We start from the raw sequence: 23,927 nt of genomic DNA on the forward strand, positions 1-23,927 counted from the left end.
GAAGTTACGCAGCCAGATGTTGCGGTGACGTTAACGTGGGCGCAACACCCCCGCCGATACGATCGGGCTCATGACAATTCGGGTACTTGTGATCGACGACGAAGCCTATCTCGCCGACGCCATCGCCACCGCACTCAACAACGCAAACATGCAGGCTAGTGCCGTGTATGACGGCTTGGAGGCGCGTTCGCGTATCGACGACACCCGCCCCGACGTCGTCGTGCTCGACCGGGACCTGCCGGGGTTGCATGGTGATGAGGTGTGCAGGTGGGTCGTCGATACGCATCCCGCGACCCGGGTGATCATGCTGACCGCGTCCGGCTCCCTGGACGACAGGCTGGAAGGCTTCGGGCTCGGCGCCGACGATTATCTGCCCAAACCGTTCGAGGTGCCGGAGTTAATCGCGCGGGTTAATGCGTTGGCGAAGCGCAACGCCCCGGCGCGCGGCGAGGTGTATCGCTGCGGGGATGTGCGCCTAGACACCTTTCGGCGCGAGGTCACCCGTGGTGGCGAGACGGTGCCACTGAGCCCGAAGGAGTTCGCTGTGCTCGAGGTACTCATGGAGGCCGACGGCGGGGTGATCTCTGCCGAGGACCTGCTCGCGGAGGCGTGGGACGAAAACGCGGACCCGTTCACCAACTCCCCGCGCGTGACGGTGTCGCACCTGCGCAAGAAGCTAGGCGAACCGCGCATCGTGCACACCGTGGCCGGCGCCGGCTACTACGTGGCGGAGGAGGAACGATGAGGCTGAGTTTGCGGGCCCGCATTACGGTGATGTTCGTGGCCACGGTGCTTGGGATGGGGTTGGCTCTGATCGGGCTGGTGTATGCCTACCTGAAGCTCACCCCGGTGCCGGTAACGGCCACCTTCCCCACGGTGGAGGACGGTGTCATCATCGACGGTGCCGTGCCGATCACCAGCGAGATCCTGCGCCGCGTCCTCCTCGCCTCCCTGTCGGTACTTGCCCTGTTGACCCTGCTTGCGGGTGTGATCGGCTGGTTCGTGGCAGGCCTGGTGATCAAACCTCTTCGCGACATTGCCGACGACGCCGCCTCCGTCACCCGCGGCGACCTCTCAGCCCGCATCACCCACCATGGTCCCGACGACGAGGTCGGCGAACTCGCAGACGCGCTCAACGTCATGCTCGACGAATTGGCGGGCGCAGTGGAGCGCCAGCGCCGGTTCGCCTCCAACGCCTCCCATGAGTTGAAGACTCCGATCGCAACCATCCAGACCATGGCAGACGTGGCCCTGACCGGCGACGACGGCGGGCTGCGTCCCACGCTAACCCGCGTGCGCGAGGTCAACGCCCGCAGCGCCGACACCGTCGCCGCCCTACTCCAGCTGGCCAACGTGGACGTGCGCGACCGGCAGCGCCTCGACCTGGCAGAACTGTGCCGCGAGGTGTGCGCCGACCGCAACGTCCCCGCCGACGCCGTGCCCGTGACCGTGGACGCCTCCCCCACCCTGACCCGCCAGGCGGTGGACAACCTGGTGCGCAACGCACTCACCCACGGCAACAACCCCGCGCTCACCCTGCGCAAGGTGGGCAACTTCGCTGAGGTCACCGTGGAATCCGGCGGCGAGACCTACTCCGCGGCCGAGGTTGCAACCTGGACCGAACCATTCGCGCGCGCCGAACGCACCGCAGGTGCCGGCCACGGGCTCGGGCTGGCACTCGTCGATGCGATCGCGAACGCCCATGGCGGATCCCTGGTGCTTGCGCCGCGGGCCGGTGGTGGGCTCGTCGCAAAGCTATCGCTTCCGGCCTAAAGCTCCCGGATGTAGAGCAGCATGCGGGAGCCTTGCTCGATGTTGGTCAGGCCGTGGCGTTCGTAAAAGCGGCGCGCATCGGTGTCTACCTCGTCGACGTTGATTTGTAATTCGCCGGCGCTGTGCTTGCGGATCTCCTCGAAGACCCGCTGCAGCAGCGCCGTGCCGACCCCGCGATTGCGGTGGGCAGGTGCGACGTAGAGCTCGTCGAGCATCGCCACCGGCCCGTCGTAATACGGGCTCGGGCGCAGGGTGACGTAGGCGAAACCAATATCGCCGGCGAGGAGAACGAAGGCGTCGTCGTGTGCGATGATCTGCGCAAACCGCTCCTCAAGGCCTTCGGGAACCGGGGTATCAAACTCTGTGTTGAAATCGCGCAATAGCTTTGCGACGACCCCCGCGTCCGCTACCTCCGCGACCCTGATCTCGTTGGTTGTAGTCATATGCGCACACCCCACTCTACGCCAGGAACAGCAGCGTTTCCTCCTGGCCCTTCGCACCCGCTGCGGGCCAGTCCATGCGGTCGGCCCCGTCAATCACATGCTGGGCAGCCTCATGCTTTTCCTCGCCGGCAACCAGCAGCCACACACGCTTCGCGCGCGCAATGGCGGGGAAGGTGAGGGTCACACGCTGTGCTGGTGGTTTGGGGGAATCCTCCACAGGAACCACCAAACAATTCTCCTCGGCCGTTGCCTGTGAGTGGGGGAACAGGGAGTTAATGTGGCCCTCTCCGCCCATGCCCATAAGGTGCAGATCGAAGTGCTCAGGCAGGATTGCTTCGAGCTTTGCCGCTGCCTCATCCATGGACACTTCGCCCAAGCCGTACCCGTGAATGTTCTCCGCCGGGATGGCAATGTGGTCCAGCAGCGCCTCGCGTGCCTGGCCCTCGTTGGAATCCTCGTGGGAAACGGGTACGTTGCGCTCGTCGCCAAAGTAGAGGTGGATACCGCTCCAGTCCACATCGGCGTCCCGCAGTTTGCGCAGCAGGCCGATACCGGCCCCGCCTCCGGTGAGCACGATGTGTTTGGCGCCGTCGGCACGCGCTACCTCGAGGAAACGCTCGGCGGCTTGGTCGATCACGGCCTGAAGATCTGGCAGTCGCAATACTTCAACCATTGGGCTCTCCTTAGTGCGTGAGGTATTCCACCCGGCTCAGGCCGCGAAGTGCCCGGGCGTAGGCGATGTCTGGGTCCAGGTGCCGCAGCTCTTCGGCGAGGCAGTCGGCCTCCGTGCGCAGGCTCACCGCAACCAGGGCGGGTGCGCGATCGGGCAGGCTCACACGCAGCACCTCCGGGTCGGCTACCGTTTCAATGACCACGGTGCCCGAGGGCCGGACCAGCTCCACTTTGGAGATGGGCACATGGGCGCGGCCAGCGGAATCGTAGGAAAACTCGGTGGTGTCTGAGTTGACTCGGGTTACCGTCACACCGAGGCGGTCCGTGAGCCAGCCAGCGGCCAGGTCCACGCTTGGGGAATCGTGGTGGCCATACACCTTGGCCTCTTGCACCATCTCATGAGGGGGCTGGTCCAGCGTGGAGGCCAGGATGCCGCGTAGCGGGGTGAGCCGCGCCCAGGCGAAGTCGGAGTCACCTGGGGTGTAGTGGTTGCGCCGGTTGTAGAGCGCGTCCACCGGTGGATCGTACTGGGAATCGGTAATGCGGCGGTGTGCAATTTTGCCAAGTGGATCCTGGCCAGGGTTCACCGGCGCCGAGTAGGGCCACCAGGCCACGATTGGGGTGTCCGGGAGCAAGAGGGGAGTGACCACGTGGACCAGGTGCTTGCCCACCTCGCCGCGCAGCTTCATGAGGACAACCTCGCTGGCGCCGGCGTCGCCGCCGATGCGCACCTGGGCGTCCAGGCGGGTCTCTGCCTCAGTGTCGTCTACCACCAGCACGATCACGCGGGAGGGGTGCTCGCGGGAGGCATCGTTCGTGGCGGTGATGATGGCATCGATGTCGTCGGATGCCTGCGCGATCACGATGAGCGTGAGCACCCTGGAGGTGGTGTTTTGGTTGCCCGTATCGCGGATGCGCACCAGGGTTTTGGCGATCTGCTGGGTGTTGGTCTCTGGAAGATCAAAGATCACGGAAAGACTCCTTGCAAAAGGCGGGCGTTAGGGGCGGCGCCACGCGCGGCCAAAACGGGACAACATGCGATCAGCGGACTCCGGACCCCATGTACCGGCTGGGTACTCGTCGGGGCGGCCGTTTTCTGCCCAGAATTCCAAGATTGGATCAAGGATCTGCCAGCTCAGCTCCACCTCTTCGTTGGTGGGGAAGAGGCTGGCCTCATCCAGAAGGGCGTCCAAAATAAGGCGTTCGTATGCCTCCGGAGATTCCTCGGTGAAGGCCTCGGAGTAGGAGAAGTCCATGTTGACGTCACGTACTTCCATGGCTGAGCCTGGCACCTTGGAGCCAAACCGCATGATCATGCCCTCATCGGGCTGCACTCGAATCACCACCACGTTCTGGCCCTGTGCATGGCGGGAACCTTCAGGGAATGGCTGGTGAGGTGCGTCCTTGAACACCAGGGCGATCTCCGTGACCCTGCGGCCCAGGCGCTTGCCCGTCCGCAAGTAGAAGGGTACGCCGGCCCAGCGCCTGGAATTGATCTCTAAGGTGCAGGCGGCATACGTCTCCGTGGTGGAATCGGGATCGAAACCTTCCTCCTCACGCAGGCCTTTGGCAAACTCGGAACCCTGCCAGCCGGAGGTGTACTGTCCGCGTGCAGTGGTCTTAGCTAGGGGCTCGACCGCTCGGGTGGCCTTGAGCACTTTGATCTTTTCCGCCTGCAATTGCTCCGGGGTGAAGTCGATCGGCTCCTCCATTGCCACCAGCGCCAGCAGTTGGATCAAGTGGTTTTGGATGACGTCGCGCGCGGCACCGATGCCGTCGTAGTAGCCGGCGCGGCCGCCGAGACCAATATCCTCAGCCATGGTGATCTGCACGTGGTCCACGTAGTGGGAGTTCCACATCGGATCAAACAGTTGGTTGGCAAAGCGCAGCGCCAGAATGTTCTGCACCGTCTCCTTGCCCAGGTAGTGGTCGATGCGGAACACCGACTTCTCCTCGAACACGGAGTTAATCAGCTCATTGAGCTTGGTGGCGGTTTCCTGGTTGTGACCAAAAGGCTTCTCCACAATGACGCGGCGCCATTGCTGCGGACCCGCCTGTGCCAGGCCGGAGCGCTGGAGCTGGTGGCACACGTCGGAGAAGAAGTCCGGTGGCACGGAGAGATAGAAGGCCCAGTTGCCGGCGGAGCCGCGCTCCGAATCCAGCTCCTCAAGTTTGTTGGCCAAGTTGTCAAAGGCCTGGTCATCGTCAAAATTGCCGGTGACAAAGTGCATGCCCTCGGCGAGGCGGTGCCACACGTTTTCGCGGAACTCCGTGCGTGCCCCAGCCTCAACCGCCTTGCGAACATAATCCTGGAAGTCTGATTGGTCCCAGTCACGTCGGCCGTATCCCACCAGCGGGAAGCCTGCAGGCAGGAGGCCGCGGTTCGCCAGGTCATAAATGGCGGGCAGCAGCTTTTTGCGGGCGAGGTCACCGGTGACACCGAAGATCACCATGCCGGAAGGCCCGGCAATGCGCGGCAGGCGCTTGTCATTGGGGTCGCGCAGTGGGTTGATCCACGGCCCGTGTTGTTGTTGAAGCTGGTCAGTCACGGTTGTTTAGTCTACCTTTGTCTACCTATTTCTACCTTCAAACAGATATCTTGTCTGAAGGGAAATTCCTTTAATGAGCAAAACACACCCAAAATCACCGGCTTGGTGTGGGTGTGTTCTGCGGGCCGCCTAACTGAGGCGTTGCTCCATGGAGCTCAGGAGCTCATCCCAGGCCTGGACGAACTTGTCCACGCCCTCGCGCTCCAGGGTGGCAAACACATCTTCAAAGTCAATGCCAACGGCGCTGAGCTGCTCGAAGATTGCCAGCGACTCCTCCGCGGTGCCACTCAGGGTGTCGCCGGAAACATTGTCCGCGGCGAGTGTGGCGTCGATGGTGGGCTCCGGCATGGTGTTCACCGTGGAAGGTCCGGCCAGCTCGGTGACGTACAGAGTTGCGGGGTACTCGGGGTTCTTCACGCCTGTCGACGCCCACAGGGGGCGCTGCACATTCGCGCCGTCGGGGAGCTCGGCGGCGGCGGGGGAGTCGAAGAATTCCTGGAACACCGCGTACGCACGGCGTGCGTTGGCCACACCGGCCTTGCCGCGAAGAGCGAGGGCCTCGTCGGTACCGATCTCCTCCAGGCGCTTGTCTACCTCAGTATCCAGGCGGGAAACGAAGAAGGATGCTACGGAGTGGATCTTGGAGATGTCGAGGCCAGCTTGGGCGGCGCGGTTGATGCCCTCAATGTAGGCGTTGATGACCTCGCGGTAGCGGGCAACGGAGAAGATGAGGGTGACGTTCACGGAGATGCCCTCGGCTAGGGCGTCGGTGATGGCGGGCAGCGAACCTGGGGTTGCTGGAATTTTGATCATCACGTTCTCGCGGTCCACGCGCTCCCAGAGTTCGCGGGCCTGCGCCAGGGTGGCCTCGCGGTCCTCGGAGATGCGGGGGTCCACCTCGATGGACACGCGGCCGTCGTAGCCCTTGGAGTCCTGGTAGATGGTGGTGAACAGCTCGGCGGCTGCTTTGACGTCATCAATGCTCATTGCGTAGACGGCGTTGTCGGCGGTGGCGCCTTCTTCACGCAGGGCGGCAATCTGCTCGTCGTAGGCGTCGCCCTTGCTCATCGCGGCGGCGAAAATCGCAGGGTTCGTGGTCACGCCGACGATAGATTTGGATTCAATGATCTCCGCCAAATTACCGGAGTTCAGGCGCTCGCGGGAGAGGTCATCCAGCCAGGTCGAAGTACCTGCGGCGGCGAGGGCATCAATTGCATTCATGGGTTATTCCTTCCACATTCTGGGTTAGGCCTGCAGGGACTCGTTTGCGGCGGCGACTACTGCCTCAGCGGTGATGCCGAACTCCTCAAAGAGCTTTTCGTATGGGGCGGAGGCGCCGAAGTGCTCCAGGGATACCGCGCGGCCCCGGTCACCAAGAAGGCGGTACCACGGCATTGCGATGCCGGCCTCAACGGACACGCGAGCGGTGACTGCAGCAGGCAGCACCTCCTCGCGGTATGCGGCGTCTTGCTCCAGGAACCAGTCAAGGCAAGGCACTGACACTACGCGGGCGGCAACGCCCTGTGCCTCCAGGGTCTTCGCGGCTTCCACCGCCAACTGCACCTCGGAGCCGGTGCCCATGAGGATAACGTCAGGGGTTGGCTTGGAGCCTTCTACCAGGATGTATGCGCCGCGCACCACGCCCTCGGTGGCCTTCTCCTTGGTGCCCTCGAGCACAGGGAGGTTCTGGCGGGTCAGCGCGAGTCCCTTCGGGCCCTCTTTGGCCAGCAGGGCTGCGCGCCAGGCAGCTGCTGTCTCATTGGCATCGGCGGGGCGCAGCACGGCCACGCCAGGGATTGCGCGCAGCGCAGCAAGCTGCTCGACTGGCTGGTGGGTTGGGCCGTCCTCGCCTAGGCCAATGGAATCGTGGGTCCACACGTAATAGGCGTCTGTTTCCATCAGTGCGGCGAGACGCACGGCGGGTCGCATGTACTCGGAGAAGATTAGGAAGGTGCCGCCGTATGGGCGGGTGCCACCGTGCAAGGAGATGCCGTTGAGGATTGCGCCCATTGCGTGCTCGCGAATGCCGAAGTGCAGGTTGCGGCCACCCGGAGTGGTGGTCCAGGTCTCCGTGGTGATTTCTTCTGGGCCGAAGCTCGGGGAACCCTTGATCACGGTGTTGTTGGAGCCGGCGAGGTCGGCGGAGCCACCCCAGAGCTCAGGCAGGGTCTTGCCCAGTGCCTGCAGTGTGGCCTCGGAGGCCTTGCGGGTTGCCACGGATTCGCCCGCCTCCCAGGTGGGGAGCTCGGCGTCGAAGTCTTCAGGCAGGGTTCGGGTGCTCAGGCGCTCGAACAGTTCCTTACCCTCCGGGTTGGCCTCGGCCCACTTGTTGAAGCGCTCTTGCCATTCGGCGTGCTTCTCGGCGCCGCGCTCACGAAGCTTCCGGGTGTGCTCAATGACCTCAGGGGCAACGGCGAAGGTCTTTTCGGGATCAAAGCCGAGTACCTCCTTGGTTGCGGCAACCTCATCCTTGCCCAGTGCGGCACCGTGGACGGCACCGGAGTTCATGAGGTTTGGCGCAGGGTAGCCAATGACGGTGCGGACGCGAATAAAGGTTGGTCGGTTGACCTCCGCCTTGGCCTTGGCAACTGCCTCCTCGATTGCGGCAACGTCCTCGCCGCCCTCAATCTCAATCACCTGCCAGTCGTAGGCGCGGTAACGGGCTACTACGTCCTCGGTGAAGGCGATCTGAGTGTTGTCCTCAATGGAAATACGGTTGTCATCCCAGAACACAATCAGGTTGCCGAGCTGTTGCGTACCGGCGAGGGAGCAGGCCTCTGCGGTCACGCCTTCCTGCAGGTCGCCGTCGGAAGCGATCACGTAGATGTAGTGGTCAAAGGGGGACTGCCCGGCAGGTGCCTCGGGGTCGAGCAAGTAGCGCTCACGACGAGCCGCCATGGCCATACCCACCGCGGAAGCCAGGCCCTGGCCCAGGGGGCCTGTGGTGATTTCCACGCCCTTGGTGTGGCGGTACTCAGGGTGGCCCGGCGTGAGCGAACCCCAGGTGCGCAGCGCCTTGAGGTCCTCAAGCTCAAGGCCGAAACCACCCAGGTAGAGCTGAATGTACTGGGTGAGCGAGGAATGGCCACAGGAAAGGACAAAGCGGTCACGGCCTGCCCAGTTGGTGTCTGCTGGGTCGTGGTCCAGGACGCGCTGGTAAAGGGTGTACGCCAACGGCGCCAGACTCATCGCAGTGCCTGGGTGGCCAGATCCGCAGTTTTCCACGGCGTCTGCGGCCAGGACGCGGACGGTGTCCACCGCCTTGGTGTCTACCTCAGTCCAATCTGATGGGTAGTTTGGTGTGGTGAGAGCCTGAAGTTCGGGTGACAAAGCCACGGGGGAGTCCTTTTCTTTTCAGAATTGTTGGATAACTCCCACCACTGTAGCCGCCTTTGAAGCTTTGTTGGTTGTGATATTGCTCCGCGTGCCGATGTTGGTTTGCACCTGCGTCGGGTGGCGTCGGATCACGTGCTTTGGGGGAAAAACAATGATCTGGGGAACTTTTTCGCTTCCCTGGCCGACCTTTTCGGTGCGCCGTTTATCGCTTGTGGGCGCAGGCCGCTAGAGTTGGCTTTTTGAAGATGAATCTAATTCGGTACAAGTAGCTGAAGAAATTGGTAATGGAGGGAATCGCCTTGGAGAAAATCAAGGCCTATATCGCACTGACAAAGCCGCGGGTCATTGAACTTCTCCTCGTTGCTACCATCCCTGCGATGCTTCAGGCGCAGCGCGGCGAAAACAACATTGTGCTCATCTTGGCCACCTTGTTCGGCGGCTGGATGGGTGCCGCGGCGGCAAACACCTTTAATATGGTGGCCGATTCGGATATTGACCAGAAGATGGGCCGCACCCGTGCCCGCCCCCTGGTGCGCCACACCGTGAGCAACCGCAACGCCTCCATCTTCGCGTGGGTGCTCACCATCGCTTCCGTGCTGTGGCTCGGATTGTTGTGCAACTCCTGGCTCGCGGCTGGGTTCATCCTTTTGACCATCGCCTTCTACATCGGGGTGTACACCAAGTACCTCAAGCGCCGGACCCACATGAACATCGTGTGGGGCGGTGCAGCGGGCTGTATGCCCGTGATGGTCGGCTGGGCAGTGATCACCGACAATCTACCTGCCGCAACGCCCGCGCACTGGTGGCAGGCGATCGTGCTGTTCCTCATTATCTTCTTCTGGACCCCACCGCACACCTGGGCGCTGGCCATGAAATATAAGGAAGACTATGCCGCAGCCGGCGTGCCCATGCTTCCCGTGGTGCGCCCCGAACTTGAGGTAACCAAGCAGATCGTGTGGTACACCTGGGCCACCGTGATCACCACCTGGCTGCTTATCCCCGCCGCCGGCTGGATCTATGCGGTAATTTCTGTGGCCTCCGGCGTGTGGTTCCTCATTATGGCGATCCGCCTGCACCAGGGCGTGAAGGCCGGCGCGAAGGTGAAGCCGCTCAAGCTGTTCATCCTCTCTAACAACTACCTCTCCATCCTTTTCGTTGGTCTTTCCGTGGACGCCGTGCTGGGGCTGAAAACCATCGCCCAAATGATCGGCGTCGGGGTATAGCCATGCACGTGAAGGGGTTGGCGCCCGCCCGAACGGTTGTTGCTTCTGCTGCTGCGCTGACGGCGTTGACTGTGCTTTCCGCGTGTTCGTCCACGCAGGTTTCTGTTGAAGATGTGGCACCGCTGCCGGCGCGGACGCAGGCGAACATGGAGACGTCGGAAGCGCCCCCTGCGCAGGACGTGGACACCTCAACCATTGCCGCATCCCCTGCGGTGGAAATGGTGATCCCGCGCATCGAGCTCACTGCGGCGTTTGAGGAGGGTTCTTGCCGCACGGTGGACGGCGCGATTGACCCGGAGAGCATCACAGAGGCCTGTACCTACACCCCCGAGGATCGACCCTACGAATTGCCCGCGAGTGATGCCTCGGACATCGTGGTGATTGCGGGACATGCGGGAGCTGGGGTGGCGGCGGTGTTTGACAAGCTTTACGACGTCTCCGCCGATGCGCATTCCGTGGCGGTCAACGACCGAATGTTCCTCAAGACCGAATCCTCAGGTGATCGCTATCTGGTGTACCAGGTCACGGACCTGCACTCACCGCAGAAGGACACCCTCTCCACCGATGACGCCGTGTGGGGCACCGAGGCCACTCCTGGACGTCTGCTCACCATCAGCTGCATCCAGCCGCAGAACGTGTTTGCGGAATCGGTGCGCAACGTGGTGGTGGGCTGGCAGTTCCTAGGCTTCGCTGACGAAGCTACCGAGGGTGCCCCAGTGGCTCAAGCGAATGAGACCGCTGAGCCGGCACCGCAAACCGGCGTGGAGAGCCCTGACGGCGCGGCGCGGGAGGTAGATCGCGCGCCTTTCGCCAACTCTCAGCCGTACCCAGGCCGCCGCGCCCCTCAAGCCCCGCCTACCGACGCCGACCAGGCGCCAGCGGGGCAGACTCGGGATGCGGAGTCACTGGTGTTGGATCGTGTGACTGAAATTCAACGTTAAATGCGTGTTGCGGGGTGGGGGAATGCGCATCGTTTGCGCCTGCGCAAATGGTCTTTTCGGCGCGCGTAACTGTCAGGAGTGGCTGAAAGAACTCTTAAGGAAGACTTGAGACTTTTGTGACTAGTGTGTTTAATGGTGCGTGTGGTGCTGTTGTGACTGGCGTGACTGGCGTGACTTGACTGCTTGCCGGTACGCGGCGCCTTTGCAGCACCGAATCCACTTACTACAACTTCAAGGAGTCTTCCCCCTCATGAAGCGAATCGGTATTTCCGTACTTTCTCTGGCCCTGGCCGGCTCCCTGGCGATCGCGCCCCAGGCCGTGGCTCAGAGCTCTCTCACTTCTTCCGAAACCACCACTGCAGCAGCCTCTGGCCTGACTGAAGCTGAGCGCACCAGCCTCGAAACCGCCCTGCGCAACATCGAAGGTAACGACCCAAGCTTCACTATCGAGCTCGAAGGCGTGACCTGGAGCCTGGAGAACAACACCTACACCGCAGGCGCTGAGACCCGCACCTTCGAAGAGATGGCCGCAGCCATCAAGGCAGTCTTGGAGGCTGACGCTGCAGGCGAGGAGTCCACCGCCTCCTCCTCCGCACTCGGCTCTTCCGAGGCGGCCTTCGATGTTGCCGCAGCCAAGGCGCTCGTTGAGCGTCTGAAGTCCGGCAACCCTCCATACACTGTGGAGTGGGGCGGCCAGACCTGGTACCTCGCACAGGATGAAACCTTCTACGTACTCAACCAGGCAGACGCTGGCAAGCAGCTCGCCGAGATCGCAGATGGCGAAGCCATCAGCGTTGAAGCATTTGCCGCTCGCATCCAGGGCCAGATCTACGAGTTTGAAACCACCGGTATCAACCCACTGGCCATCGCAGCAGGCCTCGGCGTTGCCGCAGCAATCAGCTCCTCCGGTGCAGGCGGCGGTTCCTCCGCACAGGGTGAGGGCGCTGGCCAGGCTCAGGGTGGCGCAGAGGCTTCCGCTTCTGCCAACGGCGCTGTCCGTGGTGTTGCCGCTCAGACCGGCGTGAACCCAGTTGCCTCTGTGCTGCTCTCGCTGACCGTGCTCTCCGTGATCGGCGCAGCCGCCTTCGCTGCACGCCGCTTCACCGCTTAAGAGCTCACAAGCTGCACAATTACTAAACTTCTCCCCATCGGTTGGACCGCAAAAGCAGACTTCAACCGGTGGGGAGTAGGTTTTTGGATACACAGAAGAAGGGGCCCGTCCACTGCGGACTGGCCCCTTTTCTTGCGCTTATATACGGAAGCTTTTACACGGTGACCGTGCGCTTCGCGTCCCCTGCGGGGCTTCCCGTCAGCGTTGCTTGGCCGCCAACTCGCACCTTACCGATGGCCCACAGAATTGCCGTGGCAGCCACCACAAAGGAGCACAAGCCGATGTGGATAGGAACACTCCAGCGTGGAACCTGCAGGTGGTACTGGCCAATGCCCACTGCCGCCTGAACCAAAATCATTCCGATGAGCAGCCATGCCTGTTTGCGCTGGCGCTGTGGCGCTTGCTGCAAAATGAGGCCGATGAGGAGCAGCACCGTTGCAGCAAGGTAGGCGTACATGACCCATGCGTGGACATGCGCGATCCAATCGATGTCCACCTCAAGGCGGCCTTCCATACCAACGCCCTCATCACCGGAGTGCGGGCCAGCGCCGGTGACCATGGTGCCGGTCATAAGCACACCGGAGAGCAGCACCGCACCGAGCGCAGCCAGCCAACGCAGGCCCGACGAGTAGGTGTAGCGCACTTCGCCGTCGTCGGGTTCACCCACCCGCACAAACAGAATTGCCGCGAGCCACACCAAGAGCATGGACGGCAGGAAGTGGAGAGCAACGGCCCACCACTTGAGGTCTAGCCACACGGAGATGCCACCGATCACCGCCTGGATGATCACACCGACACCCTGAATCACCGAGTGGATGATGATTTCCTTGCGCCGACCAGCGCGCAGTACCGCAACGAACACCGCCACGGTGAGCGCCACCAGGACGAAGGTGAGCAGGCGGTTGCCAAACTCCACAGCCTGGTGAATCCACGGTGCGGCTCCTGGCACCGGCACCAGAGAGCCGGGGTGGCAGTTCGGCCATGTATTGCAGCCGAGTCCTGAACCGGTGACGCGCACAATGGAGCCGGTCACCGTGATACCACCCTGGGCCAGCAGGAGGCTCAGCGCGAGTTTACGTTGGGTTTGTATTGAAGGGGCTGTGGTTAGGCTAGACACGTTGGTTCATTCTACTCCGGGTCCATGGCACGTTGGCCGTGTCACGCGAATTTGAACCACTTGATTGCGGCAATTGCCGCTGCGGCCGCCCAGCCCAGCAAGATGAGGATTTCAAAGCCGGGGAACACCCCATCAAAGGCGTGCACGAGGCCCTGAGACAGCGCCACGGAAGGAATAAGCTCCAGCGCGCGGGGAACCTCCGGGGCCACGAAGATGAGGTAGGAAGCAACGCCCACCAGCGCAAACCAGATGAGGTTGGCCAGGCCAAGGACAAGCTCCGAACTCAGCGTCCCGCCCATCAACAGGCCCATTGCACCAAAAGCAACCACGCCAACCGCGAACACCCCTATGCCGAGGCCGAAGTTGCCGTTCCAGCCAAAAAGCAACGCAACAACCGTGAGCAACACCACTTGGAGGAGGCTGACCACCGCAACCCCGAGCACTTTCCCACTCACGATCACCCAACTGGGCACCCCCGAAGCACCGGTGCGCTTCAACGCCCCATAGCGCCGGTCAAAGGCAAGGGAAATGGCTTGACCGGTGAAGCCAGAGCTCATTGCAGCGATGGCCAGAAGTACCGGAAAGCTGTCCTGCAGGGGTTGTGGCGAATCGAGCAGTGGCAATGTTGCAATTGCGATGAGCATGGCCAGCGGAATCACGAAGCTCAGCAGTTGCTGTTCGCCGTGGCGCAGAAAAAGCTTGGCCTCCATTTTCGTCTGCGCGGCAAGCATCGCTGCGGCGGAAGCTGGTGTGGGTTGTGGGCGAAACGTCCCTGGTGCAAACACTGTTGTTATTCCTAACTGCGCAGCTCGTGGCCGGTGATTTCAAGGAAGACATCTTCCAAGGATTGCTGATGCGTTGACCACTGCGTGATCAAGATCCCTTCCTGCGCGCAGGCGTGCGCCACCTCCGCCAACAGGGCCGGGGTTGCTGGCTGCGTCAGGCGGTAGTGCAGCGGACGGGTTTCCACAGCGCCGAGGCGCGTGCGCATTTCTACCGGCAACGCGACCTCAGTGCTGAAGCTTGCGTTGGCAGCGTTGCTGCCACGCAGTTGCGCGGGGGAGCCGCAGGCCACCACCTTGCCGTGGTCGATAATTACCACGGAATCGGCGAGCGCCTCCGCCTCATCCATGAGGTGCGTGGTGAGTACTGCCGCCACGCCGTCGGCACGCAGTGCGCGTAACAGCTCCCACACCATGTGCCGTGACTGCGAGTCCATGCCCGCAGTGGGCTCATCCAGGAATACCAGCCGCGGCCGCCCCACCAGCGCCATCGCCAGGGAAAGCCGTTGCTGCTGGCCTCCTGAAAGTCTGCGGTAGGAGGTCTTTTCCACGTTCTGCAGCCCAAGCAGCTCCAGCAGCCATGCGGGGTCCAGGGGGTTTTCGCTATACGACGCGGCCAGGCGCAGCGCCTCACCCGCCCGAATGCCGGTGTAGGAACCCCCGCCCTGCAACATGATGCCCACCTGCGCCCGGACGGCGTCGGCTTGCGAGCTGGGATCCATCCCAAGCACGCTGATGCTGCCTTGGTCCGGGGTTTGGAAGCCTTCGCACATCTCAATGGTGGTTGTTTTGCCTGCGCCGTTGGGACCAAGCAACGCCAGCACCTCACCTTCGTTGAGGCTGAAGCTCACGTTATCCACCGCAGTTTTGGCGCCAAAGCGTTTGCTCACTCCGCGAACTTCCAGCGCAGGTCCGGGCATGTTCCTTCTTCCTCACAAGCGAATCGTTTCGGGTGTTTAGTGTAGGCGACGCCGGCTGCGAGCGTTGAAGGCCCACCACAACACTGCAAGAAGAATTGCCAAAGCCACAAAAGAACCCACGTACACCGTGAACACCGTCAGCGGTGGTAAGGAAAGCCCCCTGGGCAGCACCATGAAGGAGACCACCACCGAGTAGACAAGCACCCCAACTTGGAAGAGCAGTCTGTTTGCCCAGGCTGCAAGCGGCAGAATCGCCCAGAGCGCGTACCAGGGGTGCACTACGGGGAACAGCACCACCAGCACGAATGTTGCTACGCCGAGCCCGCCCACGGCGGCAATCCGGCCGTTCAACACTGCGAATAGCATGCGGACCGTGAACGCGAGGATAGCCGCAATGCCCACGCCGCGAGTGACGCTCAGTATCGCCTCCGTGTGATCACCTAGGCCTAAGACCATGCCCACCCAGCCGAAAATCACGCCCACCGAGGTGGTTGCGGACATCCAACTGCGAATCGTCACCGCGCCGCCCTGGCTGGTGATCCAGCCCAAGCCAATCCCGGACACCCACGTCACCAACGCGATACTCAGGCACAACACCAGGATCTGGCAGGCGATCGCCAGCGTAAGGGCCCACCACTTTGCCAAGCCGCGTGCATGCAGGCTGCGGGCCAGCACCATGCCCACAAAACCTAGCGCCATAAAGCCGGTGACCTTGACCATGCCGGCGCAAGAGATCAGTAAGCCAGAGGCGGCAATGTGTGCTGCCGCGCTGGGAAACAGCCCAGTTTCCAGCCGCCAGGCTCCGCGCAGCCCCAGCTCCAGCCCGCAAAGCATCAACCCCAGGAGTATCGCCTCGTTATGGATGCCGCCGATCAGGTGCAAGATCGTGAGCGGATTGAGTACACCGAGCCACAGCGCAGCTTGGGGGCGCACCCGGCAGCGCTTTGCCAGCGCCACAATTGCCCAGCCGGCGAGAGCCACACCAAGGATGGAGCACAATCGGTGCGCGAACACCGCCCACGCAACATTATCTGAGGTCACAATGCTGATAATTTTGGCGATCCCCAACGCCACCGGGCCATATGGGGAGGGGGAGTTCGCCCAAATGAAGGGGACGCTTCTGGCCAGTGGGTCGTCCGCACCCAAGATATCCACCGGCCCCGCCACGTAAGGGTCCAAGCCCTGGCGGGTAATCGAGCCATTGGCCAAATAGCTGTAGATATCCTGCGTAAACATTGGCGCGCTCGCCAGGATCGGCAAGCTCCACGCCAGAAATGTGCGCCGCAGCATACTCACGCTGACGACGCCGGGGTCGCGCTGCTTGGGGAACAGGAAGGCACCCGTGAACGGCGCCAGCAGTACCCAGGCAACCACAAGGCAGCCAACACCCACGAAGCAGAGCATCATCGACGCGCTCATCATGCGCACCATGAGCGCGCCACCCGGGAAACTCGTGTAGGGATTGTCCACCACCGGAAGCGCCCCGGCGCCGAGGGCCCCGAATCCGAGCAGCAACGCGCCAAGGGTGCCGAGCCAGCGGATGAATGCGAATTTTCGGAGGTCGGTGTAGCGCAGGTGAGCGCGCTGCAAAATGTCTACACCAGTTGCTGTGGCAACGAGGCCAAAGACCCGCTGGGTGGGCACCTCCACGTGCAAATTGGCCGAGCGTGAACCGGCCCGCCCCACTTGGGGGGCCTCGCTCCATAGGTGCCTTGCGGCCTCGCGCACGCGTTTTCTCACGCCGCTTATCTTACAAGGTAGGAAAGTGGCGGAATGAATAGCGACATATTAGTGTTGCTAAAAGATGTCCGCGGCCACGGATGTCTAGACCGGATTCGAGTGAAGGAGGTGAGAGCAATCGCCAAAGTACATGGGGCGGATGCTCGATCCACCGAAGGCGAAACCCGCCGCGAAATCATGCTCCTCATCCTGAAGGCGGGGCAGATTAGCGCAACGCAATTGGCGGAACAGTTGGGGCTGTCCGCCACCGGGATCAGGCGGCACTTGGATGTGCTCGTCGATGAAGGCCTCGCTGAACTGGCACCAGCCCGCCGTTCACATGGACGTGGGCGGCCCGCGAAGGCGTTCCGGCTCACCGCGAGTGGCAGAGCCCAGTTTGGCCATGAATATGACACCCTCGCGGCACTCGCCCTGGAAACCCTGCGGGAGACTGCGGGGCAGGAGGCTGTGAAATCTTTCGCACTCAAGCGTGTTGAGCGGATCCTCCAGGGAATCGCCGCACCGAGCGCGCGCGACGAGGCGTCGATACGCGAAACGGCCGCCGCCGTCGTGGAAGCCTTCAGCAATCACGGATACGCCGCCACCGTCACCCAAGCGGGCAAAGGTGTGCAAATTTGCCAGCACCATTGCCCAATTGCAGAGGTAGCGCAGGAGTTCCCCGAACTCTGTGAGGCGGAGCATCAAGTGATCGCTGAGCTGCTCGGCCACCACGTGCAACCGCTGGCCTCCATCGCTGACGGGCACAACATCTGCACCACCAACATCCCCATCACCCCGATACACACCCATAAGAAAGGAGCGGTTGATGACTAGTCCACAGACCGACGACGAGATCATCGAGTCCATCGGCCCATACAACTACGGCTGGCACGACTCCGACGTCGCAGGTGCCTCAGCGCGCCGCGGCCTGAACGAAGACGTAGTGCGAGACATCTCCGCGAAGAAGAACGAACCGGAATGGATGCTCGAACAGCGCCTCAAGGCCCTGGCAATCTTTGACAAGAAGCCACTGCCCACCTGGGGCGCCGACCTCTCCGGCATTGACTTTGACAACATCAAATACTTTGTCCGCTCCACCGAACAGCAGGCAACGAGCTGGGAAGACCTCCCAGAGGACATCAAGAACACCTACGACCGCCTGGGCATCCCAGAGGCCGAGAAGCAGCGCCTCGTTGCAGGCGTTGCCGCTCAGTACGAGTCCGAGGTGGTCTACCACCAGATCCGCGAGGACCTGGAAGCCCAGGGTGTGATCTTTGTGGACACCGACACCGCGCTCAAGGAGCACGAGGAACTGTTCCGCGAGTACTTCGGCACCGTCATCCCCGCCGGTGACAACAAGTTCTCCGCCCTCAACTCCGCGGTGTGGTCCGGCGGATCCTTCATCTACGTGCCCAAGGGCGTGCACGTGGAGATCCCGCTGCAGGCCTACTTCCGCATCAACACCGAGAACATGGGCCAGTTCGAGCGCACCCTGATCATCGTGGATGAGGACGCCTACGTCCACTACGTGGAAGGCTGCACCGCGCCAATCTACAAGTCCGACTCGTTGCACTCCGCCGTTGTGGAGATCATCGTGAAGAAGGGTGGCCGCTGCCGCTACACCACCATTCAGAACTGGTCCAACAACGTGTACAACCTGGTCACCAAGCGCACCAAGTGCGAAGAGGGCGCCACAATGGAATGGGTGGACGGCAACATCGGTTCCAAGGTGACCATGAAGTACCCAGCCGTGTGGATGACCGGCCCCCACGCAAAGGGCGAAGTGCTTTCCGTGGCCTTCGCTGGTGAAGGCCAGTTCCAGGACACCGGCGCAAAGATGACCCACATGGCGCCTTACACCTCCTCGAACATCGTGAGCAAGTCCGTGGCCCGTGGCGGTGGCCGTGCAGCCTACCGCGGCCTGGTGCGCATCAACGCAAACGCCCACCACTCCACCTCCAACGTGGAATGTGACGCGCTGTTGGTGGACAACATCTCCCGCTCCGACACCTACCCATACAACGACATCCGCAACGACCACGTCTCCCTGGGCCACGAGGCCACCGTCTCCCAGGTCTCCGAGGAGCAGTTGTTCTACCTCATGTCCCGCGGCATCGCGGAAGACGAGGCAATGGCCATGATCGTGCGCGGCTTCGTGGAGCCAATCGCCAAGGAGCTGCCAATGGAGTACGCCCTCGAGCTCAACCGCCTCATCGAACTGCAAATGGAAGGATCCGTGGGCTAAATGGTCAAAAACGCAACCGTCCACAACAACAAAGGCGACCTGTTCACCTCCTTCTCCGTCGAAGACTTTGAGGTCCCCCAAGGCCGCGACGAAGTGTGGCAATTCGTGCCGCTGCGCCGCCTGCGGGGCCTGCACGACGGCAGCTTTGGCGACGTGGCCAGCGCGGAATACGCAGTAAAGGCCGAAGCGCCCGTCACCGTAGAAACCGTAGGCATGGACGACGCCCGCGTAGGCCGCACTGGCGGGGCAGTGGACCGAGTAGGCGCACAGGCCTACTCCTCCGCAACCTCCGCCACCCTGGTGAGCGTTCCCGCCAACACCAAGGTTGAGGAACCAATCGTGGTGAGCTTTACCGGCGCCGGCGAGGGAGTCACCTTTGGCCACCTGGTTATTGAGGTAGCCACCGGCGCGGAAGCAGTAGTTGACCTGCGCTACACCGGCAGCGCCACCCACGCCGACAACGTGGAATTCGTTCTCGGAGACGCCGCCCGCCTCACGGTGATCGTGGACGCATCCTGGGACGACGACGCCGTCCACGCTTCGGGCCAATGCGCGATCCTCGGACGCGATGCCGTGCTGCGCCTCAACACCGCAGTCTTCGGCGGCGAGCTTGTGCGCCTCATTCCGCGCGTCAAGTTCACCGCCCCAGGCGGCGACGCCGAACTGCTCGGCGTCTACTTTGCCGACGCAGGGCAGTTCTTCGAGCAGCGACTGCTCGTAGACCACGCCGTGCCGAACTGCCGCTCCAATGTGCTCTACAAGGGCGCACTCCAAGGCAAGGACGCCCGCACCGCTTGGGTAGGCGACGTGCTCATCCGTGCCAACGCACAGGGCACCGACACCTACGAGGCGAACCGCAACCTCGTCCTCACCGAAGGCGCACGCGCAGACGCCGTGCCAAACCTTGAAATCGAAACCGGCGAAATCACCGGCGCAGGCCACGCTGCAACCGTGGGCCGCTTTGACGATGAACAAGAGTTCTACCTCCGCGCTCGCGGTATCCCACTCGAAGAAGCACGCCGCCTCATCGTGCGCGGGTTCTTCTCCGAGGTCATCGGCCGCATCCCAGTGGCTAGCATCCGCGAAGAACTGGAAAACCGCGTAGCAGAAGAACTCGACCGCCAACTTCACAAAGCCTAAGGAACACCCACATGAGCACTCTTGAAATCCGCAACCTCCACGCCCAAGTCATCCCCTCCGACGAAAATGCAGAGCCAAAGCCAATCCTCAAGGGCGTAAACCTCACCATCAACTCCGGTGAAACCCACGCCATCATGGGCCCCAACGGCTCCGGCAAATCCACCCTCGCCTACACCCTGGCAGGCCACCCACGCTACGAAATCACCGAAGGTGAAGTGCTGCTGGACGGGGAAAACATCCTCGAACTCGAAGTAGACGAGCGCGCACGCGCCGGCCTCTTCCTGGCCATGCAGTACCCAACCGAAATCCCAGGCGTCTCCATGGCCAACTTCCTGCGCACCGCTGCAACCGCCGTCCGCGGCGAAGCACCCAAGCTGCGCGAATGGGTCAAGGAAGTGCGCACCGCACAAGAACAACTCGTGATTGACCCAGCGTTCTCCGAGCGCTCCGTCAACGAAGGCTTTTCTGGCGGCGAAAAGAAGCGCCACGAAGTGCTGCAGCTCGACCTGCTGCGCCCCAAGTTCGCAGTAATGGACGAAACCGACTCCGGACTCGACGTGGACGCACTGCGCATCGTCTCCGAGGGCATCAACCGCTACCAGGAAGAAACCGGCGGCGGCATCCTCATGATCACCCACTACAAGCGCATCCTCAACTACGTGCAGCCTGACTACGTGCACGTGTTCGCCAATGGCAAGATCGTGACGTCCGGCGGACCAGAACTCGCCGACGAACTCGAAGCAAACGGCTACGACAAATTCCTGCAATCATGACGCTCAACACCGAGGCAATCCGTGCCGAATTCCCTATCCTGGAACGAACCGTGCGCGGCGGAGCCACCCTTGCCTACCTGGACTCCGGGGCCACGTCGCAACGCCCAACCTCGGTGTGGGAAGCAGAACGCCGCTTCGTGCTAGAGACCTTCGCCCCCGTGCACCGCGGGGCATACCAACTAGCCGAGGAAGCAACCGACGCCTACGAAGCAGCACGTGACAAAATTGCTGCGTTCGTGGGCGCCCACGGCGACGAACTCGCGTTCACCAAAAACGCCACCGAGGCGCTTAACCTTATCGCCTACACCCTCAGCAACCCAGAAGCAGGGGAGCTGCACGTGGGCGAAGGCGACACCGTTGTCATCACCGAACTTGAACACCACGCCAACCTCGTGCCATGGCAAGAGCTCTGCAAACGCACCGGTGCAACCCTCAAATGGTACGCCGCCACCCCAGACGGACGAATCGACCTAGACTCACTTGAACTCGACGACACCGTGAAAGTGGTAGCGTTCACCCACCAATCAAACGTAACTGGAGCCGTGGCGCCGGTACAGGAGCTCGTGCGGCGGGCGAGGGAAGTAGGGGCGCTCGTGGTACTAGACGCGTGCCAGTCCGTCCCGCACATGCCAGTGAACTTCCATGAGCTCGACGTAGACTTCGCGGCGTTCTCGGGGCACAAGATGTGCGGGCCGAGTGGTGTGGGGGCTGTATACGGCAAACGTGAACACCTAGCCGCGCTCCCGCCGTTCCTCACGGGCGGATCGATGATCGAAGTGGTCACCATGGAGCACACCACCTATGCCGCGCCGCCGCAGCGCTTCGAGGCTGGAACGCAGATGACTAGCCAAGTAGTAGGTTTAGGGGCGGCAGTGGAGTTCCTCTCCGAGATCGGGATGGAAAACATCGCAGCTCACGAACACGAGCTCACGGCCTATGCTCTGGAGAAACTGCAGGCGATTGAGGGGCTTCAGATCGTGGGACCAACCACCGCGGAAAACCGCGGCGGGGCAATCAGCTTTGTTGTTGATGGCATCCACCCCCACGACCTAGGGCAGGTACTCGACGACCGGGGCGTCTGCATCCGGGTCGGGCACCACTGCGCATGGCCAATTCACCGAAGCCTCGGTGTGCAGTCCACCGCACGGGCATCTTTCTACCTCTACAACACGAAGGACGAAATCGACCGACTGGCCGCAGCCATCGAGGACGCCAAGGAATTTTTCCAATGAACCTTGAATCCATGTACCAGGAAGTGATCCTGGATCACTACAAACACCCTCACCACGCAGGGCTGCGTGAAGACTTCAACTCAGAGGTTCACCACGTCAATCCTTCGTGCGGTGATGAAATCACGCTCCGGGTACTCCTTTCCGACGACGGACAAACAGTGGCCGATGTTTCCTACGAAGCTCAAGGTTGCTCCATTTCCCAAGCCTCCACCTCTGTGATGGCGGAAGAAATCGTGGGTCTAAACGTGGATGAGGCGCTGCACAAGCTTGCGGAGTTTGAAACGATGGTGACCTCCCGCGGCACCGTGGAGGGTGACCCAGAGGTCATCGGTGACGGTGTGGCCTTTGCTGGTGTGGCCAAATACCCTGCGCGCGTAAAGTGCGCTCTGCTTGGTTGGAAGGCCTTCCAAGCTGCAACTGCTGATGCATTGGAGAAAAAATGACTGAAGAAGCTGTGCCAACGAAACCCGAGCAGTCCGAAGCAGATCTGGCCCGCGCTGCAGACGTGGAGGAGTACTTGCGCGATGTGATCGATCCTGAGCTCGGAATCAATGTTGTAGACCTAGGTCTCGTTTACGACATCTGGATCGAAAACAACGATGAAGCACAGGTGAACATGACCCTGACCTCACCCGCTTGCCCACTTACGGACGTGCTGGAAGACCAGGCACAGTCCGCAGTGGTCGGCAATGGGGCAGCATCCAAGCTCACCATCAATTGGGTGTGGATGCCGCCTTGGGGGCCGCACATGATCACTGAAGACGGCCGCGAGCAGCTTCGGGCGCTAGGCTTCAGCGTGTAGTTCAGCTTCCGCTCGCCATCCTTTTTTGGTGGCGGGGTGGCTGTTGTATTCAGGTGGCGCTTTATCGTGCCTCCTGAAGGCGGGTCTTCCGCGCGCGTCGCGGAACATCCGCCCATTTTTGTCTCGGTCCCCGTCATCGTTTGCGGCATTGTGTGGTCTACACAGCAGCATCATGTTCTCAATTACTGTGGCTCCACCATTGGACCAGGCCTGAATGTGGTGGTACTGGCACTTCCATGCCGGCATGTCGCAGTCTGGGTGCGGGCAGATCATGAGCTCGGTGCGCATGACCAGGCGTTCCCCGTCGTTGGCGAAACGTCGGATTGGCAACGCCTCTGCCATGATCTCACCTTTTTCATTGGCTGCACTCACGATCACGAAACCAGTATCGGAGATCTCCACACCGTCGAGCTCATGGAGAGGCACGCCACACCCATCAGCGGTGTACACATGCCCGTCGCTGAAATAGCCCTCGCTGGGGCGCAGTGGGAGGAAGAGCAGTGGCATGTAGACCTTTTTGGTGTGCGGCTGCCCGCCTTTCAGCAGCTCCAGCATTGCCACTGCGAACGCCTGCGCATGCTCCATGCCCTCGTTCTTCATGAGCTGACGCACCCGCGGCGCGAGGTTTTGCTCGACCTGCGTGAGGTCGGCGTCCGCAAACTGCCCCATCAACCGCCGCTGCCCGGCAGCGTCTGCCTTCTTCTGCGTCTGGGCCTTCGGCAGCCGCTTCACCGGCACGCCCGTGAGATTGTGCTCTCGCACAATGGCAATTGCTTGTGCCTTCGCCTTGTCCACGCTCATCCCAGCCACAGCCTTCAGGCACTCAATCAGCACCTCATCCCGAGAGACATCCTTCGCCGTGAGCTGGTTCACCGCGGACGCCAGCACCCGCAACACCCCAAGCCCGTAGCCTTTCGCCGCCCGCTTCACCGCAGCGCCGGTGTAGAAACCGTGGATCCAAAGCAGCCGCCCCACTTCGCTGGTTTCCATACCCAGCGTCTCCGCGAGCTGCGCTCGAGGCATGCTGCGCGCAGCCCTGGCGACGTCGACAAGAAAGTCAACCCCCAGGCCTGTGTAGGCGCGCGCAACATCAAAAGTGTTCATGGCGGCTAGGTAACCAGCAAGTCAATCCCGCTGCAATGGCAAACA

General features: G+C 62.0%; 23 protein-coding genes. 12 read left to right on the forward strand and 11 right to left on the reverse strand.

The window, feature by feature from the left end; genetic code table 11:
- The first annotated feature begins 70 nt into the window (after positions 1-70).
- Positions 71-745, forward strand: a complete 675-nt coding sequence (locus NQ018_RS03415) for a response regulator transcription factor (protein ID WP_049147420.1) — start codon at positions 71-73, stop codon at positions 743-745.
- On the forward strand, positions 742-1,773 hold the full coding sequence (locus tag NQ018_RS03420; protein ID WP_046095285.1) for a sensor histidine kinase: 1,032 nt from the start codon (positions 742-744) through the stop codon (positions 1,771-1,773). Before NQ018_RS03415 ends, NQ018_RS03420 begins: the two co-directional genes overlap by 4 nt.
- On the opposite strand, the gene aac(3)-XI is transcribed toward NQ018_RS03420, so the two are convergent.
- The 6 genes from aac(3)-XI to tkt all read right to left on the reverse strand — a co-directional run bounded on the left by aac(3)-XI (position 1,770) and on the right by tkt (position 8,773).
- A complete protein-coding gene (gene aac(3)-XI / locus NQ018_RS03425; RefSeq protein ID WP_046095284.1) occupies positions 1,770-2,216 on the reverse strand; it encodes an aminoglycoside N-acetyltransferase AAC(3)-XI in 447 nt (148 codons plus the stop codon). The two genes, NQ018_RS03420 and aac(3)-XI, sit on opposite strands and share 4 nt — an antisense overlap.
- 16 nt (positions 2,217-2,232) lie before the next feature.
- Positions 2,233-2,889 (reverse strand): 6-phosphogluconolactonase, encoded by a 657-nt coding sequence (gene pgl / locus NQ018_RS03430; RefSeq protein ID WP_257038060.1) that lies wholly within the window; start codon positions 2,887-2,889, stop codon positions 2,233-2,235.
- A gap of 10 nt (positions 2,890-2,899) precedes the next feature.
- The gene (locus tag NQ018_RS03435; protein ID WP_257052047.1) at positions 2,900-3,859 is read right to left on the reverse strand and encodes a glucose-6-phosphate dehydrogenase assembly protein OpcA; all 960 of its coding nucleotides are present in this window, start codon (positions 3,857-3,859) and stop codon (positions 2,900-2,902) included.
- Positions 3,860-3,886: 27 nt separating this feature from the next.
- On the reverse strand, positions 3,887-5,437 hold the full coding sequence (gene zwf / locus NQ018_RS03440) for a glucose-6-phosphate dehydrogenase (protein WP_257058437.1): 1,551 nt from the start codon (positions 5,435-5,437) through the stop codon (positions 3,887-3,889).
- Positions 5,438-5,566: 129 nt separating this feature from the next.
- Positions 5,567-6,658 (reverse strand): transaldolase, encoded by a 1,092-nt coding sequence (tal, locus tag NQ018_RS03445; protein ID WP_257058440.1) that lies wholly within the window; start codon positions 6,656-6,658, stop codon positions 5,567-5,569.
- A 24-nt stretch (positions 6,659-6,682) separates the two neighbouring features.
- Positions 6,683-8,773: a transketolase gene (gene tkt, locus NQ018_RS03450; RefSeq protein WP_257058442.1), complete on the reverse strand. Its 2,091-nt coding sequence runs from the start codon at positions 8,771-8,773 to the stop codon at positions 6,683-6,685.
- A gap of 299 nt (positions 8,774-9,072) precedes the next feature.
- On the opposite strand from tkt, the gene NQ018_RS03455 reads away from it, so the two are divergent.
- The 3 genes from NQ018_RS03455 (at position 9,073) to NQ018_RS03465 (ending at position 12,048) form a co-directional block, all read left to right on the forward strand.
- A complete protein-coding gene (locus NQ018_RS03455) occupies positions 9,073-9,996 on the forward strand; it encodes a heme o synthase (protein WP_257052099.1) in 924 nt (307 codons plus the stop codon).
- Positions 9,997-9,998: 2 nt separating this feature from the next.
- Positions 9,999-10,937: a hypothetical protein gene (locus NQ018_RS03460; RefSeq protein WP_257058444.1), complete on the forward strand. Its 939-nt coding sequence runs from the start codon at positions 9,999-10,001 to the stop codon at positions 10,935-10,937.
- Positions 10,938-11,187: 250 nt separating this feature from the next.
- Entirely contained in the window at positions 11,188-12,048 is an 861-nt protein-coding gene (locus NQ018_RS03465) for a hypothetical protein (RefSeq protein ID WP_257058447.1), read from the forward strand.
- Between the two features lie 154 nt (positions 12,049-12,202).
- Here NQ018_RS03465 and NQ018_RS03470 read toward each other — a convergent pair whose 3' ends face one another.
- The 4 genes from NQ018_RS03470 to mptB form a co-directional block, all read right to left on the reverse strand.
- Entirely contained in the window at positions 12,203-13,165 is a 963-nt protein-coding gene (locus tag NQ018_RS03470) for a COX15/CtaA family protein (RefSeq protein ID WP_257058449.1), read from the reverse strand.
- 41 nt (positions 13,166-13,206) lie between these two features.
- Positions 13,207-13,896 (reverse strand): ABC transporter permease, encoded by a 690-nt coding sequence (locus NQ018_RS03475; protein ID WP_257058629.1) that lies wholly within the window; start codon positions 13,894-13,896, stop codon positions 13,207-13,209.
- A 65-nt stretch (positions 13,897-13,961) separates the two neighbouring features.
- On the reverse strand, positions 13,962-14,867 hold the full coding sequence (locus tag NQ018_RS03480) for an ABC transporter ATP-binding protein (protein ID WP_257058452.1): 906 nt from the start codon (positions 14,865-14,867) through the stop codon (positions 13,962-13,964).
- 36 nt (positions 14,868-14,903) lie between these two features.
- Positions 14,904-16,607: a polyprenol phosphomannose-dependent alpha 1,6 mannosyltransferase MptB gene (gene mptB, locus NQ018_RS03485; RefSeq protein ID WP_257058454.1), complete on the reverse strand. Its 1,704-nt coding sequence runs from the start codon at positions 16,605-16,607 to the stop codon at positions 14,904-14,906.
- Positions 16,608-16,784: 177 nt separating this feature from the next.
- Between mptB and NQ018_RS03490 the strand changes: the two genes are divergently transcribed.
- The 7 genes from NQ018_RS03490 to NQ018_RS03520 are packed head-to-tail and all read left to right on the forward strand — an operon-like array spanning position 16,785 to position 22,778.
- Positions 16,785-17,420 carry a helix-turn-helix transcriptional regulator gene (locus NQ018_RS03490; RefSeq protein ID WP_373566889.1) on the forward strand — a complete coding sequence of 212 codons (636 nt, stop codon included), beginning with the start codon at positions 16,785-16,787 and terminating at the stop codon, positions 17,418-17,420.
- Complete coding sequence (sufB, locus tag NQ018_RS03495) at positions 17,413-18,831, forward strand: Fe-S cluster assembly protein SufB (protein WP_257058456.1); 1,419 nt, start codon at positions 17,413-17,415, stop codon at positions 18,829-18,831. The genes NQ018_RS03490 and sufB overlap by 8 nt, the downstream gene beginning before the upstream one ends.
- Entirely contained in the window at positions 18,832-19,971 is a 1,140-nt protein-coding gene (gene sufD / locus NQ018_RS03500; protein ID WP_257058459.1) for a Fe-S cluster assembly protein SufD, read from the forward strand.
- An 11-nt stretch (positions 19,972-19,982) separates the two neighbouring features.
- The gene (gene sufC, locus NQ018_RS03505) at positions 19,983-20,744 is read left to right on the forward strand and encodes a Fe-S cluster assembly ATPase SufC (protein WP_257038072.1); all 762 of its coding nucleotides are present in this window, start codon (positions 19,983-19,985) and stop codon (positions 20,742-20,744) included.
- The gene (locus NQ018_RS03510; protein ID WP_257038073.1) at positions 20,741-21,976 is read left to right on the forward strand and encodes a cysteine desulfurase; all 1,236 of its coding nucleotides are present in this window, start codon (positions 20,741-20,743) and stop codon (positions 21,974-21,976) included. Before sufC ends, NQ018_RS03510 begins: the two co-directional genes overlap by 4 nt.
- The gene (sufU, locus tag NQ018_RS03515) at positions 21,973-22,419 is read left to right on the forward strand and encodes a Fe-S cluster assembly sulfur transfer protein SufU (RefSeq protein WP_257038074.1); all 447 of its coding nucleotides are present in this window, start codon (positions 21,973-21,975) and stop codon (positions 22,417-22,419) included. The genes NQ018_RS03510 and sufU overlap by 4 nt, the downstream gene beginning before the upstream one ends.
- On the forward strand, positions 22,416-22,778 hold the full coding sequence (locus NQ018_RS03520) for a metal-sulfur cluster assembly factor (protein ID WP_257038075.1): 363 nt from the start codon (positions 22,416-22,418) through the stop codon (positions 22,776-22,778). The genes sufU and NQ018_RS03520 overlap by 4 nt, the downstream gene beginning before the upstream one ends.
- Here NQ018_RS03520 and NQ018_RS03525 read toward each other — a convergent pair.
- Positions 22,761-23,882, reverse strand: coding sequence for an HNH endonuclease signature motif containing protein (locus NQ018_RS03525; protein WP_257058461.1), 1,122 nt, complete (start codon positions 23,880-23,882; stop codon positions 22,761-22,763). The genes NQ018_RS03520 and NQ018_RS03525 overlap by 18 nt on opposite strands.
- Between the last annotated feature and the right edge of the window lie 45 nt (positions 23,883-23,927).

Origin of the sequence: Corynebacterium kozikiae (genome assembly GCF_024580965.1) — a bacterium.
Taxonomy (GTDB): Bacteria; Actinomycetota; Actinomycetes; order Mycobacteriales; family Mycobacteriaceae; genus Corynebacterium; species Corynebacterium kozikiae.